Below are 13,782 nucleotides of genomic sequence, written 5' to 3' on the forward strand. Positions count from 1 at the left end.
ATTACATTTTTTTATTATTTTCGGTTTCTATTGATTTGTAGGGAAACACAAAAGATTTTTTATTATTTTGTAAAATAAAGCGGTGGTTGATAAAAATAATGTATCTTTGCAACGCCTAAAACAAAAAACTGTAAAAAGAATGAAACCAAGATTTTTTCATCGATACCTTTCCTCAAAGGTGTTGCCTATTTGGACTATTCTGTTGATTGATGTCTTTATTATTGTATCTTCGTGTATGTTGTCATATGCGCTCCGTTATGATTTTCGTAGTATTTTTTTAGACTCTTCTACTATTGATAAGACTATTCTCTGGACAGTAATTGTTAATCTGGTATTTTTCCGGGTATTTCGTACGTATTCCAATGTACTGCGTTTCTCTTCATTTGTTGATATTATGCGCATTTTCGTATCCCTCACCGTATCATATGGGACGTTGATGGTTACGAGTGTTCTTCTGGATACATATTTCAATGTAAAGATAGCTCCGGTAAGTGTGTTGTTTATGGCGTATGTCATAAATTTTGCTCTGATGGCTTGTTCGCGCATTGTGGTTAAAATGTTTTTTGAAATCATTAATTTTGACCGTAGCCAGACAGTTAATGTATTTATTTATGGTGCAAAAGAAGTAGGTGTAAATATAGCCAAGTCACTTCGTGTGAATTTACGTAATCATTATCGTTTGCGTGGTTTTATTGCCGACGAACCGGAATTGATTGATAAGATTATGATGGGAGTGAAGGTGTATCCCAATGATGATACGCTGATTGAGAGGTTGGAGGATCGCGATGTGAACACCATTATCATTTCTCCGGCTAAGATGGATCAGTTGAAGAAAACGGACATAGCAGATCGTTTGTTGGCTCATAATATAAAACTACTTACTGCACCTCCTTTGAGTGAGTGGGGTGGACAGCCTTTGAATCGTACTCAGTTGAAGGAAATCCAGATTGAAGACCTTTTGCAACGCGAACCGATTGAAGTGGATATTCATAAGATTGCTTCTCATCTTGAAGGAAAAAGGGTGATGATTACCGGTGCAGCCGGTTCTATCGGTAGTGAGATAATGCGTCAGGTAGCTTCTTTTAATCCTTATAAACTTATTCTGGTAGATCAGGCAGAGACACCATTGCATGATATTCGTCTTGAATTGCAGGATCGATGGAGAGATATTGATGCTGAGACAATCGTAGCAGATATTTCTAATCCGACCCGTATTGAAGCTATTTTCCGTGAATATAAGCCTCAATATATATTCCATGCAGCTGCCTACAAACATGTGCCAATGATGGAGGATAATGTGTCCGAGTCTATTCAGGTAAACGTAGCAGGTACACGTATTTTAGCTGATTTTGCTGTAAAATACGGTGCAGAGAAGTTTGTGATGATCTCTACTGATAAGGCTGTAAATCCAACGAATGTGATGGGATGTTCCAAACGTATTTGTGAGATTTATGTGCAGTCTTTAGCTAAGAAATTACAGGAAAAAGGAGAGGGAACCGTACAATTTATCACTACTCGTTTTGGAAATGTATTAGGCTCTAATGGCTCTGTTATTCCTCGTTTTCGTGATCAGATTCAGCGCGGAGGTCCTGTAACTGTGACTCACCCTGAAATTATTCGTTATTTTATGACTATTCCTGAAGCTTGTAGATTGGTACTTGAAGCCGGAAGTATGGGAAATGGCGGGGAGATTTATATCTTCGACATGGGCAAACCGGTTAAGATTGTTGATTTGGCTAAGCGTATGATTAGTCTTTCGGGGCGTACAGATGTAAAAATAGAGTTTACCGGATTACGGCATGGAGAAAAGTTATATGAGGAACTTTTGAACGTGAAGGAGTTGACAAAACCTACCTATCACGATAAGATTATGATTGCTACCGTTCGCGAGTATGATTATGATGAAGTAAAAGAGCGTATCCAGAATTTAATTGAAATGAGTTATACGTACGATCAGATGAAGATTGTAGCAGCAATGAAGGATATTGTTCCCGAATTTGTAAGTAAGAACTCTTGTTTTGAAGCGTTGGATAAGAAGAACTAATAGACAAAAATAAAGGATAAAAAAATAGCTGTGTTACAAAAATAACGCAGCTATTTTTTTATTCTCTATTTGTTGGAGAAGTATTTCAAGAATTGAGTACGTTCCCACATATTGATGCCTTGCACATCTTTTGCATTTAATTTTCCCTTAAACTGTGCAATACTTTTAAACCCTTTCTGTTCCATCCATGTGGCCAGGAAGCGGGTCATTTCTCCAATATACATGTTGGTATTTTGGTAGATTGTACTACATACTTCTACAGCTGATGCTCCTGCCAGAATCGCCTTTACTACAGCTGCAGGTTTGTGTACCCCTCCGGATGCTGCGTAATCGATCTTATCAACCATTGAAGAAGCAATTCCTACCCAACGAAGTGTTTTGGATAAGTCGGAAGCACTACTGAATACATTTCCGGAGATATGTTCCATCTTTTCAATATCAATATCCGGCTGGTAAAAACGGTTGAACAATACAACTGCTGCTGCGCCGTTAGCATAAAGTTGGTCAATGAGCGCCACAGGATTGGTCAGGTTATCACCCAGTTTCATGATTACAGGAATCTTAACGACTTTTTTAATATGACTCAGAATATCAATATGGCGTTGTTCAAACGAGCCATATTGATATTGAATGTCCGATTGCACTGCGAGGATATTAATTTCCAATGCATCCGCACCGGCTTCTTCCATCTGCTTTGCAAAATCAATCCATTCTGTATCTGTATAACAGTTGATGCTTGCGATGATTGGAATATCACATACTTTCTTGCTTTCTTTGATCAGTTCCAGATATTCGGCCAGTTTATGTTCTCTGATATAATCAGCCAGATAATCATTACCCTCAGAATATGTGGGATCTTTAAGCTGATCAGCTTCAATAAGTATCTGCTCCTCAAAAAGCGATTTCAATACGATGGCTCCGGCTCCTGCTTCGGCCAACTTCTTGTTTTTTCCGGCACTATTGGTTAGTCCCGAACTGCTAATGATAATGGGATTCTTAAGTTGAAGCCCGGCAAAAGTAGTTTTTAAATCGGTCATAGTAGATAATTTTAAATGTTATAGTCTCTTTCTCCAAAAATCTTGCTTCCTATCCGTACAAGTGTACTTCCTTCGGCAATAGCCTGAGGATAATCATGTGACATACCCATAGATAGTTCACAAAAAGTGTCTGAATGAGAGAAGTAAGTAGCTTTCAATTCTTTGAAAAAACTATTTAAAGAACAGAATTCCCGGTCTATTTGTTCAACATCATCTGTGTTGCTGGCCATGCCCATAAGTCCGCATATCTGTACGTTTTTCAGTTCTTTCCATGTTCCGGCAGACAACATCTCCCTGCATTCTTCAGTGCTGAAACCAAACTTTGTCTCTTCTTGTGCTATATGCAATTGCAACAGGCACTTAATGGTACGTTCAACTTTGGCAGCTTGTTTATTGACTTCTACAAGCAGCTTATATGAGTCGATACCATGAATCATGGCTACATAAGGAGCCATATATTTAATTTTGTTTGTTTGCAAATGTCCGATGAAATGCCATTCGATATCCTTGGGTAAGCTCTCGTGTTTGGCAGTCATCTCCTGTACTTTGCTTTCTCCGAAAATACGCTGTCCCGCATTATAAGCTTCTTCTATCGCTTCACTGGGATGGAATTTCGAAACAGCAACCAACCGGACTCCTGAAGGTAGTTCGGTCAATACTTCTCTTAGATTCTCCGCAACACTCATATTGTTGATTTATAAATTATGATTTATGAATTATGATTTATGAAAAACTCCGGTGTATGAATTCATAAACCATAATTCAAAAATCATATATCAATTAAACTTCCGGTTTATCATTAGGTCCTGCACTGTATGGATATACGTCCATAATGGCAGTCTCGGCTACAGAGCCAATTTGGTAATCAGCCATTGTACCTTTCATTCCTTCATCCAGTTTTTTCACAGCATCACGTAAGTCAGATGCCTGCACTAATACCTGTGTGGATGTTTTTTTCTCAGCACCACTTTTTTCGTCCAGAGTGACAAAGATGAGTTTGCATTTGAACCAGCGGTCTGCCGACTCTTCTTCACTGGGAAATAGTTCGCTGTAATTGGCGCGTTTGATATCTGAAACGGTGAATTCTCCTGTGATAAATGGGGTCATCTCTTCGATAATGCGTGCTTCTGCTTCTGTAAAGCTGAGTGCATCTACCAAATAGGGTTCGGTTACCTTTTTATTCATTCCGTTTTCCATTAGTTTTTCGTAACGGATTTTGCACTCAAACCAAGTATGCATTGCCATATTTTTCTGCTTTTTATTTAGTTAATATATTATTTTTCTGCCATTTATCTTTCCAATAGGGCTAAATGGTCTACAAAGATAATTCAAAAAACATCTTTCTGCATCTATAAACAAAAGAATTTATCACAAATAAAGCAGGTTTTAAAGTCTTTTTTCGGGATGAACTTACTTACTCAACTACACATCGCACTGAATATCCACAATAATCTGAATAGGCTGCTCCTTTAATTTCATGCGTGTCATACCTCAGAAGAACACCGTTTTCTGCTACTGCTTTCTGGGTGGCTCCCATATTCCAATAGGCAGTATATTTCCTGGCAAATTGATAGATACTGGAATCGTTCTCTTTTACTTTAGTAAAGATGCCGGTGGCAATAGCATTGAACCCTGTTGCATTGGAAGATATGAATCCGGATTTTTCCCATAAATCATCTCCTTTCAGAACTGCTCCGTCTCCTTCGATGTATATTTTTAATAGTTCCCAGGCACTATTATCGGCTATTTTCCATCCTTTGGGAGCTAACTTTCCGGTGACAACAACTGCTTTATTATAGAAAATAAATGTGGACTCTTTGAAATATCCGGCAGAGCTTTTAGAATAATTGGTAGCTGTTTTTAAAGTGATTTTCTTTCCGTCATTGTATAATGTTGTCCGAAGATCTTTTCTGGTCCAATATTGAGTCCCGATTTTTACAATGGGATACGTGATTATTTCACTTCCTCTGACGTCGGACAATATCTTCTTTTTAATAGACAGTAATACCGGATCGATGGGAGGTATAAATGTAATTGATAAATCAGAGGTGATATAGAAAGAAGAGATTGGACGCTGGTTGCCGGGAGTGTAACTTAATGTGTTTGTATCACTGTGCCACATCACTTTACCACCATGTACTGCATTGTCATCACTGATTATCTGAAGTACGGTTCCTTTTGTCCAGTCACTTTTTCCATCTTTTACAGGATAGATAACAATCGCTTGTGCATGTATTTCGGAAGCAGATAAATATTCCTTGCAAACTTCTGCTACTATTTTTCCATCAGAGGTGATGTTGTATACAGAACTTTGTTCAAAATCAAAATCGCTAATTGAGATACATGTCTTTTCTACTTTTTCAACGGGAGTGATTTCACTTTTGTTTCCTTCTTTCCAGTCATTAATGTCTGGTATTATTCCACTTATTCCTTGTTGCGGATTGTACAGTATTGTAAGTTCACAGGAAGTACCACTTCCTAATTCGTAATTCTCGGCAAGCTGACATTCATAACGTTTAGAATCTGCAGATAGCGTGAGTATCTCTGTTCCTGCTGCTATCGTTTGTGGAATTAATATACTTCTTTTTCCAATTAATGTTCCATTATCGATGCTCCATTCACCGTTTGGAAGAATATTTTGAATTTCATTGAACAAAGAAAATTCCTTTGTTTCAAAATCATATCTGGCTTGTGTGAAGACGTCATTTATGCGAATTGAGGGATTATTCTTTTTAAGTGCATTTATATCATATCCTCCTGTTGGCTTGATTCTGATAGTTAGTTGGCATAGTTGGTGTATATGAGGCAATTCTACATTCTTTTTACCCGAAGCGACATTACTAACTTGTGCGGTCATGAAATCAGAATTGTTATAGCTGGCTATTGAACTCTGATCCGTACATACGGTTAGATCTATCGTATTTTTCTCCTCTGTAATACCTGCTTTCTGATAAGGGTAATAACTAATAAAATCACATTTTATCTTTTCTGCCGGATAATATATTTCTTCATCAGAAGTAAATCCTGAGGCTGTACAACTAAAACGTTTGTTTGATACATAACGTTCTTTACTCAAAGTCGCAGGTGATACCAGAACATATATTCCAATAGCTTCATTACACTCTTTTTGGTAAATTTGAGTATGGAGTGTTTTTGCCGATATTTTGATAGGAATATCACTGGGAGTAATAGAAGTCTTTTCTTTTTCTTCTTCTCCGATGCTGTTGACACACGAACTGGCTATCAAAGCACTCAATGCAATGATATTTGTACGAATTATTGTCTGGATATAGGTATTCATATGTGTTACTCTTTTAGGCAACGTATGGAATAGGCACAGTAATCGGAGTTTTTGACTCCTCCTGTTTCATTTAGTTTATAGCTGAGAGAAAAACTTTTATCATCAGGTGTTTGGTTTTCTTTTTTTATGCTCCAATAGCCTACAAGCTCTTTAGAATAACTATAACTATACAGACCCTTATCGGATTTAGAATAAATACCAATTGGGCTTCCGTTAAATCCGGTTTTATTATTAGCTTGGGATATACTATTATAGGATGTCCATGTATCTGTCTTCAATACCGCAGCTTCATCTTTAATATAGTTTTTTAATTTCTCCCATTCTGTATTATCTGGTAGTTTCCATCCTTGAGGAGCCATCTTACCTGTAGTAATAGCTGCCTGGTTATAGAAATAGTTAGAATATGATAGGTAATAACCTGCTGTTGTATTCTTCAGATTGTTTGTATTATTGGTAATGGAAGTCGCATCATTATACTTAGTTGTCTTCAGATTCTCCTGCATCCAGTATTGAGTACCTATTTTTACAATTGGATAAATATTTGTTTCGGCACCTCTGATATCTGTTAACACACTTTCTTTGGCTTGAATTTGTTGTACGTCCTCACTTTTTTCAAAGATTATATTTCCATTTTCGTCTACATAAATTTGTTCTATTGGAGCTTTATTTCCAGCTATGTAGGTAAATGAATTATTTGTTTTATCCCAGTTGATATTTCCTCCATGTATATTTTGAATTTCACCAAGTATTTGTAGTACAGTTCCTTTGTTTGAATTGTTTGTAGGATATAAAACAATAGCTTGTGCATCGATATTATCACCTAACAGGTATTCTTTACAGATCTCTCCGATCACTATATCCGATGAAGTTGTCAGGTTGTATATACCGGTTTTCTCAAAATTTAAGTCAGAAACAGTTACCGAGCTATTATCAACTTTTTCGTCAAGATCTGTACTACCACTGCTGCCTGGTTTCCAATCACTTATAGATGTTGTGATTCCTCCTATTCCTACCCTTGAGTCATATCTGAGTAAAAGTTCGCAACCGGTTTCACTTTCTAAAGTAAGATCCGTTGGCATGGATGCACAATAAACTTTGTTGTTAACCCGCAATGTTAATTCGCAATCGGGCGTTATAGGTTGTGGTATTAAAATGACTTTTTTTCCGGTAAGTTGGTGACTTTCTTCGTCTATTTCCCATTTTCCGTTTGGAGTAATGCTTTGTGGGGTATTGAATGCGCTGAATAACTCTGTGTCCATGTTATATGTAGCTTTTGTATTCAGATTGCTGATACTGATAGATGCATTCTGCTGTAGCTCATTGATATTTTCTTCTTCGTAGACTTGTAGAATGATATTTAGCTGGCACAACTTGTGATTATATTGTAAGTTTACTGCCTTCAGGCTTGGGGAGATCCCGGTTGCTTTAGCTACCATGAAATCTGAATTACTATATTCTGTAGTTGAACTTTGGTCGGTGCTGACATTGACTTTTATGTGATTACTTCCTTGTATAATTCCCTCCTCCTGATAAGGGTAATAACTGATAAAATCGCATTTACCTTCTCCTTTAGGATAGTATATTTCTTCTTTAGGCGTAAATCCGTCTGATGAATATGTAAGGCGCATATTCTCTATGTGTCTTGATCCGCTTAGATTTTCCGGTTGGGCTAATACATAAAGTCCAATGGCATTGTCGTTGTCGAATTTGTTATCAGTGATACGTGTGTGAGCCTGGACTTGTAATATTCGTCCGGAAATAGTGATGGGTATATTACCCGAAACAGGTAGAGGAGTAGGCTCTTCTAACAGTTGAATATTGTTAACACAGGAAAAATAGAAAAGAGAAGTTACTGCTATTAAACTATGTTTAGCAGCTTTTTTAAGAGTGTTTTTCATGTTGTTTTATTGTTTGTTATCCGGTAAATATAATACAATATATCTTATAAATAAAATTTTATCTATCTGATTTCCAATATAATTTGTAATGATTTGGTTTGTAGTATTTTAAAAATAATGTTATTTGTATTTATTTTTTGATTTTATTATTTAATATAATCCATTTTTTTAGTCAACGGGCTGTTTCTATGAAGAAAACTTTTCTTTGCTATTTACATATGAAGTTCATTTAAGCGATAGTTACTACGAAATATGAATAAAAAAACAATTTATAATCTAATGATAGTAATATATGAACTGTTATTAGATCGTTGAATACTGACTCTGAAACTGTTGATTTATAACGGTATGAACGATATCTAACTTTGTGCGAACGAAAACAAAATGGAAATCTGTTTTTTTGAATAAACCCGAAACATTTGAATTCTGACCTATGTGAACGAGTTGATACATTTGCAATATCGATAAGAAGCATACTCTGTATCCTTTCTTATCTAACTTTATGTATAACTTTATATTTAATTATTATGCAAAGAAAAACAAGATGTCTTTTCGTAGTATTCCTTCTACTTACAAACCTTGTGGTGTATGCACAGAGTATTACGGTGACAGGAAAAGTGGTGGACAGTGACGGTCTGGAAGTCATTGGAGCAAATGTTACTTTAAAAGGAGCGCCCGGAGTAGGGGCGATTACCGATCTGGATGGTCATTACAAATTAAAATCCGACAATCCTTCCAAAGATGTACTGGTATTTACTTTTATAGGAATGGATGCCCAGGAAGTACCGGTGAAAGGAAGAAGTAAGATTGATGTAACTTTAAGAGCAAGTTCCGTAATGCTTGATGAAGTAGTGGCAATTGGTTATGGCGGAATGGCCCGTAAGGATATTACAGGATCTGTTGTTTCTGTGGATGCGGAAGCTCTTTCTAAAGTACCTGTGTCGGACATCACCCAAGCTTTGGCAGGACGTGTCTCCGGAGTAATGGTAACACAAAATGAAGGTGAACCGGGATCTTCTATCTCTATTCGTGTGCGTGGAGGTATTTCTATTACGCAAAGTAATGAACCACTGTATATTATTGATGGCTTTCCCAGTGAAGATGGTCTTTCGTCTATAGACCCTGCCGATGTTGAATCTATTAATATTCTGAAAGATGCTTCTTCAACAGCTGTTTATGGAGCACGTGGAGCTAATGGAGTGGTAGTGATTACTACCAAAACCGGCAGTAAGAATGATAATAAATTCTCTATTTCTTATGATACTTATGTTGGGTTCTCCAAACTGGCAAGTAAGTTGGATATGCTTTCAACAAAAGAGTATGTGTTTCTGGATTATGAAAGACGAAACTTCTCGGATGAAGATATAGATGCCGGTAATATTAACGGGTTTACCAGTTTATATGGTGACTTTGCCGATATTGAAAAGAACTATGCGAATCGTAAAGGAGTAGATTGGCAGGAAGAGGTTTTCGGAGGTACGAAAGTTATGCAAAATCACCGTGTAAGCATTGCCGGAGGAACAAAAGAATTGCGATATAACATGTCATATGCCTATTTTGATGAAGAAGGGCTGATGAAAGCCAGTGGGAGCAGCAAGCACAACGCTAAACTGAAAGTTGATCATAAACCGAATGATCGGTTGACTGCTTCGGGATCAATCTCATTTGATCATACTACGGTGCATGGAATGGGGACTTCCGGTGATAATTATGGCTTTAATAAGATGGGGTCTATTTTATCTTACCGTCCTACTGCCGGTATGTTGGGAGATGATCAACAGTTAATTGATAATGACGACCCATTGTATGACGATGATCAGAATGCGATGCAGAATCCTATTATATCAGCTCTCTCGGAACATAAGAAGAGAGAACAGAGAACGATACAGATTAATGGTAGCCTGAGTTATGAACTTTTGAAGGGATTGACTTTTAAAAATACTACGGGAGCCCGTTTCTCTACCCGTCGTACAGAAACATTTTACGGGGCACTTTCTGCTACTGGCAAACGTTCGAGCATTAATGGTACTTTGCAAAACAATGAACAAGGTAGCTTTTCAACTTCAAATACTTTGACATATGCAGGAAAGATGAAAAAACACAGTTATGACGTGATGTTGGGACAGGAATATGTGGCACGTTGGAGTCGTTGGTTCAGTGCCAGTGCTTCTAACTTCCCGAATGATGATATTGGTTTGAATGATATGTCGTTGGGAGCTACTCCGGGAACTCCGAAATCATCTTATAATGATGATGACATCCTCTTGTCATTCTTCGGACGTGTAAATTATTCGTATGCAGACAAATATTTATTCTCTGCTTCTATGCGTGCTGACGGTTCTTCAAAGTTCGGTGCCAATAATAAATGGGGATACTTTCCGGCTGTATCTGCTGCATGGCGTGTGGGTGAGGAAGCATTTATCAAGAATCTGAATGTGTTTTCTGATCTGAAATTACGTATAGGATACGGTTTGGCTGGTAATAATAGAATTGGTAGCTATGCTTCGTTACCGATTATGGGTAGTAACAATAATTTTTATCCGAATGGAGAAGGAATAACCAATGGGTTTGCCTCTACACAGATTCCTAATAAGGATCTGAAGTGGGAAGCTAACAAAACATTAAATATCGGTCTTGATTTCGGATTTTTTAATCAGCGTTTAACCATCTCTCCGGAATTTTATATAAACCGTAGTTCCAATCTGCTTTTAAATACAAAGATCCCTACCTCTTCGGGATTTAACACAATGCTTCAGAATATTGGTGAGACTGAAAATAAAGGTATTGATATCAGTATTACTTCTGTTAATATACAGACTAAGGATTTTCAATGGATTACCAATCTGAACTTATCGCATAACGTAAATAAGGTGATCGCCTTAAACGATCAGGATAGTTTTCTGGAAGAAGCTAAATTCGGGTGGAATCAGAATAACTATATCGTTGAGGTAGGACAATCATTAGGGCGGATTTATGGTTGGAAAACAGTTGGGTTATATCAGGTGGACGATTTTAATTATGATTCTGCAACAAAAAAATATACTTTGAAAGAGGGGATTCCCTATAATACGAATAATGCTCCACAACCGGGATATTGGAAGTTTGAGAATGTAGATGATGAAGGGGCTAGCAAAGGGGTTATTGATGATAATGACAGGACGGTTATTGGTGATGCCAATCCTATTTTGTATGGAGGTATGAATAATACGTTCAGTTATAAAGGTTTCGATTTGAGTATTTTCCTTAACTTCAGTTTGGGAGGAGATATTCTGAATGCAACGAAATTGGCTAATACTCTTTCCGGAAGAACAGGAAACACTACAGTACTTGATATTGCCAATTCATCGAACCGTTGGGTAACGATTGGAGAAGATGGTAAAAAGATTACTGATCCTACTGCATTGTCACGTTTAAATTCAGGCAAAACAGTGGCTTGTTACAGTGATATGCAGGATGGTGATAAGTTTATGCACTCATGGGCCATTGAAGATGGCTCGTTTTTGCGAATCAATAATATTTCACTGGGATATACATTCCCGGCAAGTATGTTGAAGAAAACAAAAGTTATCAAGAAATTACGTTTATATCTGACGGCTAATAATATCCATACCTTTACTAAATACAGCGGATTTGACCCGGAGGTTTCAACAATGGGCAATGGAATTACACGTGGAGTAGACTGGGGAGGATATCCGAGAAGCCGTTCTTTTGTTTGTGGTGGAAGCATTACTTTTTAATAACTGATAATGATGAAAAATAACATGAAAAAATATATAGCAATCTTCTGTCTGATGTCCGGACTGACATCTTGTACCGATCTATTGACGGAAACCCCTGAATCCTATTATGATTCAACCAATTATTTCGTCTCAGTTCCTAATGCAAATATGGCCGTTGCTGCTGTGTACAACACTTTAGGAGGTATGGGGCATTACGGGCAAGCAGAAATGGCCATACCTACCTCTGATGATATGTATTATGTATCAGGTACTAATACGGATAATTTGCGTCGTGATATATCACATTATATGGTTTCAACAAATAATCAGTGGATAGAATCTACATGGAATGCAAAATATCAGGGACTCGACAGAGCGAATTTTGCATTGGATGGAATTCGCTCTATGAAGGAATATGCTACAGGTAATGAAACATTGAAGAAGTTTGAAGGTGAACTTTGTTTCCTTCGTGCCTTTATTGCTTTGCAACTGGTAAGAAACTGGGGCGATGTTCCGTATAAAACAACTTATACAGCTTCAGTTAGTGATGCTTATTCTCCTCGTGTAGATCGTGAATTAATCTATGATCAGATTATGTTGGATCTGGAAATAGCCAGAACTCAACTTCCATGGGCTGATGCAAATACAAGTCCGGAACGGGCAACTCAGGGGGCTGCCAGAGCTTTAACTATGAGAGCATTATTGCAAAGAGCCGGATATAGCCTGAAAGCAGATGCTAAACTTTCACGCCCGTCTGAAGATAAAAGAAAAGAGTATTTTAATGCAATCCTGACAGAATGGGAGGCTTTCAAAAAAAATGGTTTCCATAATTTCTATTCCGGAGGATACGAACAAGCCTGGAAAAACTATTGCCAGAATGTAGATGAACCGGTAGAGACGCTTTGGGAAATTGCATTCTATACTCCTGACGGGAAAGCTCCCGGTGCAGGCATGTGGGGCACTTACATTGGTCCCTCAACAGATCAGGCTAGTATTTACGGACGTGCTAACTCTTTTTTTGTGGTCCTTCCTACCTGGGCTTCTTTCTATGATGAGAATGATATTCGTCGGGATGTAAATATATGTCAATATAAAATTGATAATAAGAGTCAGAAAGTATATAATATTAAGCCTTACGATCCGAAAAAACCGGCTACGAGCCCGGATACCCCTTCCAATAAATTCTATTATCCGGGCAAGTGGAGAAGAGAATGGATTGGGGTAGGTATGTCTAAAGATCCTAATAATACGGATGTAGATTATGTGGTTTTGCGTTATCCGGATGTAGTATTAATGGTAGCTGAAGCTATGAATGAGCTGGATAGGACCGATGAGGCTGTTGAATTGTTAAATATGGTTAGAAAGCGTGCCGGGGTAACGGAACTGAAAAAAGATTTCTCTAATTATGCTGTGATTTATAAAGCACCAAAGGTGATTGATCTTGACTTCATTGATGATTCTACTCCTGCGGGCAAGTTCAGAACTGCTTTGTATTGGGAAAGAGGTTTTGAATTGTGTTATGAAGGTACTCGTAAATATGACTTGATTCGCTGGGGTATTTTGAAAGAATCATTGGAGAACATGTATACGTATATGAAGTCGACCGAAAATTTTCCAGATGGTGATCCGAAGAAATATAAATATGCATTGAATGCTTTTCCTGCAGGTAAAGGAGACCGGTTTGTAACAGGTAAGCATGAGCTATTCCCAATACCATTGATGGAAATACAACGGAACAAGGCATTGGGCTCATTGAATAATCCGGGTTATTAAAGTTTGTTTT

At 37.5% G+C, this 13,782-nt stretch carries 8 protein-coding genes; 3 read left to right on the top strand and 5 right to left on the bottom strand.

The features are described from left to right. Positions 1-139: 139 nt before the first annotated feature. Positions 140-2,044: a polysaccharide biosynthesis protein gene (locus VCM39_RS08755; RefSeq protein ID WP_025867153.1), complete on the top strand. Its 1,905-nt coding sequence runs from the start codon at positions 140-142 to the stop codon at positions 2,042-2,044. 65 nt (positions 2,045-2,109) lie between these two features. On the opposite strand, the gene VCM39_RS08760 is transcribed toward VCM39_RS08755, so the two are convergent. The 5 genes from VCM39_RS08760 to VCM39_RS08780 all read right to left on the bottom strand — a co-directional run bounded on the left by VCM39_RS08760 (position 2,110) and on the right by VCM39_RS08780 (position 8,280). Next, entirely contained in the window at positions 2,110-3,081 is a 972-nt protein-coding gene (locus VCM39_RS08760) for a dihydroorotate dehydrogenase-like protein (RefSeq protein WP_221650156.1), read from the bottom strand. A gap of 11 nt (positions 3,082-3,092) precedes the next feature. Beyond that, the gene (locus VCM39_RS08765) at positions 3,093-3,767 is read right to left on the bottom strand and encodes a YggS family pyridoxal phosphate-dependent enzyme (protein WP_289293815.1); all 675 of its coding nucleotides are present in this window, start codon (positions 3,765-3,767) and stop codon (positions 3,093-3,095) included. 94 nt (positions 3,768-3,861) lie between these two features. Beyond that, positions 3,862-4,326 carry a DUF4494 domain-containing protein gene (locus VCM39_RS08770; RefSeq protein ID WP_002559826.1) on the bottom strand — a complete coding sequence of 155 codons (465 nt, stop codon included), beginning with the start codon at positions 4,324-4,326 and terminating at the stop codon, positions 3,862-3,864. A 169-nt stretch (positions 4,327-4,495) separates the two neighbouring features. Next, positions 4,496-6,382 (bottom strand): fimbrillin family protein, encoded by a 1,887-nt coding sequence (locus VCM39_RS08775; RefSeq protein ID WP_322933060.1) that lies wholly within the window; start codon positions 6,380-6,382, stop codon positions 4,496-4,498. A gap of 5 nt (positions 6,383-6,387) precedes the next feature. Next, positions 6,388-8,280 (bottom strand): fimbrillin family protein, encoded by a 1,893-nt coding sequence (locus tag VCM39_RS08780; protein WP_322933059.1) that lies wholly within the window; start codon positions 8,278-8,280, stop codon positions 6,388-6,390. A 527-nt stretch (positions 8,281-8,807) separates the two neighbouring features. Here VCM39_RS08780 and VCM39_RS08785 point away from each other — a divergent pair. Next, the gene (locus tag VCM39_RS08785) at positions 8,808-12,017 is read left to right on the top strand and encodes a TonB-dependent receptor (protein WP_322933058.1); all 3,210 of its coding nucleotides are present in this window, start codon (positions 8,808-8,810) and stop codon (positions 12,015-12,017) included. A gap of 24 nt (positions 12,018-12,041) precedes the next feature. Continuing rightward, a complete protein-coding gene (locus VCM39_RS08790) occupies positions 12,042-13,772 on the top strand; it encodes a RagB/SusD family nutrient uptake outer membrane protein (protein ID WP_221650161.1) in 1,731 nt (576 codons plus the stop codon). The last annotated feature ends 10 nt before the right edge of the window (positions 13,773-13,782 follow it).

Origin of the sequence: Bacteroides mucinivorans, from assembly GCF_034654355.2 — a bacterium.
In the GTDB taxonomy this organism is placed as follows: Bacteria; Bacteroidota; Bacteroidia; order Bacteroidales; family Bacteroidaceae; genus Bacteroides; species Bacteroides nordii.

What these genes read in the sequence shown, in the direction of transcription:
- VCM39_RS08780 (WP_322933059.1), bottom strand. Translation starts at nt 8,280, where the DNA reads ATGAAAAACACTCTTAAAAAAGCTGCTAAACATAGTTTAATAGCAGTA.
- VCM39_RS08770 (WP_002559826.1), bottom strand. Translation starts at nt 4,326, where the DNA reads ATGGCAATGCATACTTGGTTTGAGTGCAAAATCCGTTACGAAAAACTA.
- VCM39_RS08755 (WP_025867153.1), top strand. Translation starts at nt 140, where the DNA reads ATGAAACCAAGATTTTTTCATCGATACCTTTCCTCAAAGGTGTTGCCT.
- VCM39_RS08785 (WP_322933058.1), top strand. Translation starts at nt 8,808, where the DNA reads ATGCAAAGAAAAACAAGATGTCTTTTCGTAGTATTCCTTCTACTTACA.
- VCM39_RS08765 (WP_289293815.1), bottom strand. Translation starts at nt 3,767, where the DNA reads ATGAGTGTTGCGGAGAATCTAAGAGAAGTATTGACCGAACTACCTTCA.
- VCM39_RS08760 (WP_221650156.1), bottom strand. Translation starts at nt 3,081, where the DNA reads ATGACCGATTTAAAAACTACTTTTGCCGGGCTTCAACTTAAGAATCCC.
- VCM39_RS08775 (WP_322933060.1), bottom strand. Translation starts at nt 6,382, where the DNA reads ATGAATACCTATATCCAGACAATAATTCGTACAAATATCATTGCATTG.
- VCM39_RS08790 (WP_221650161.1), top strand. Translation starts at nt 12,042, where the DNA reads ATGAAAAAATATATAGCAATCTTCTGTCTGATGTCCGGACTGACATCT.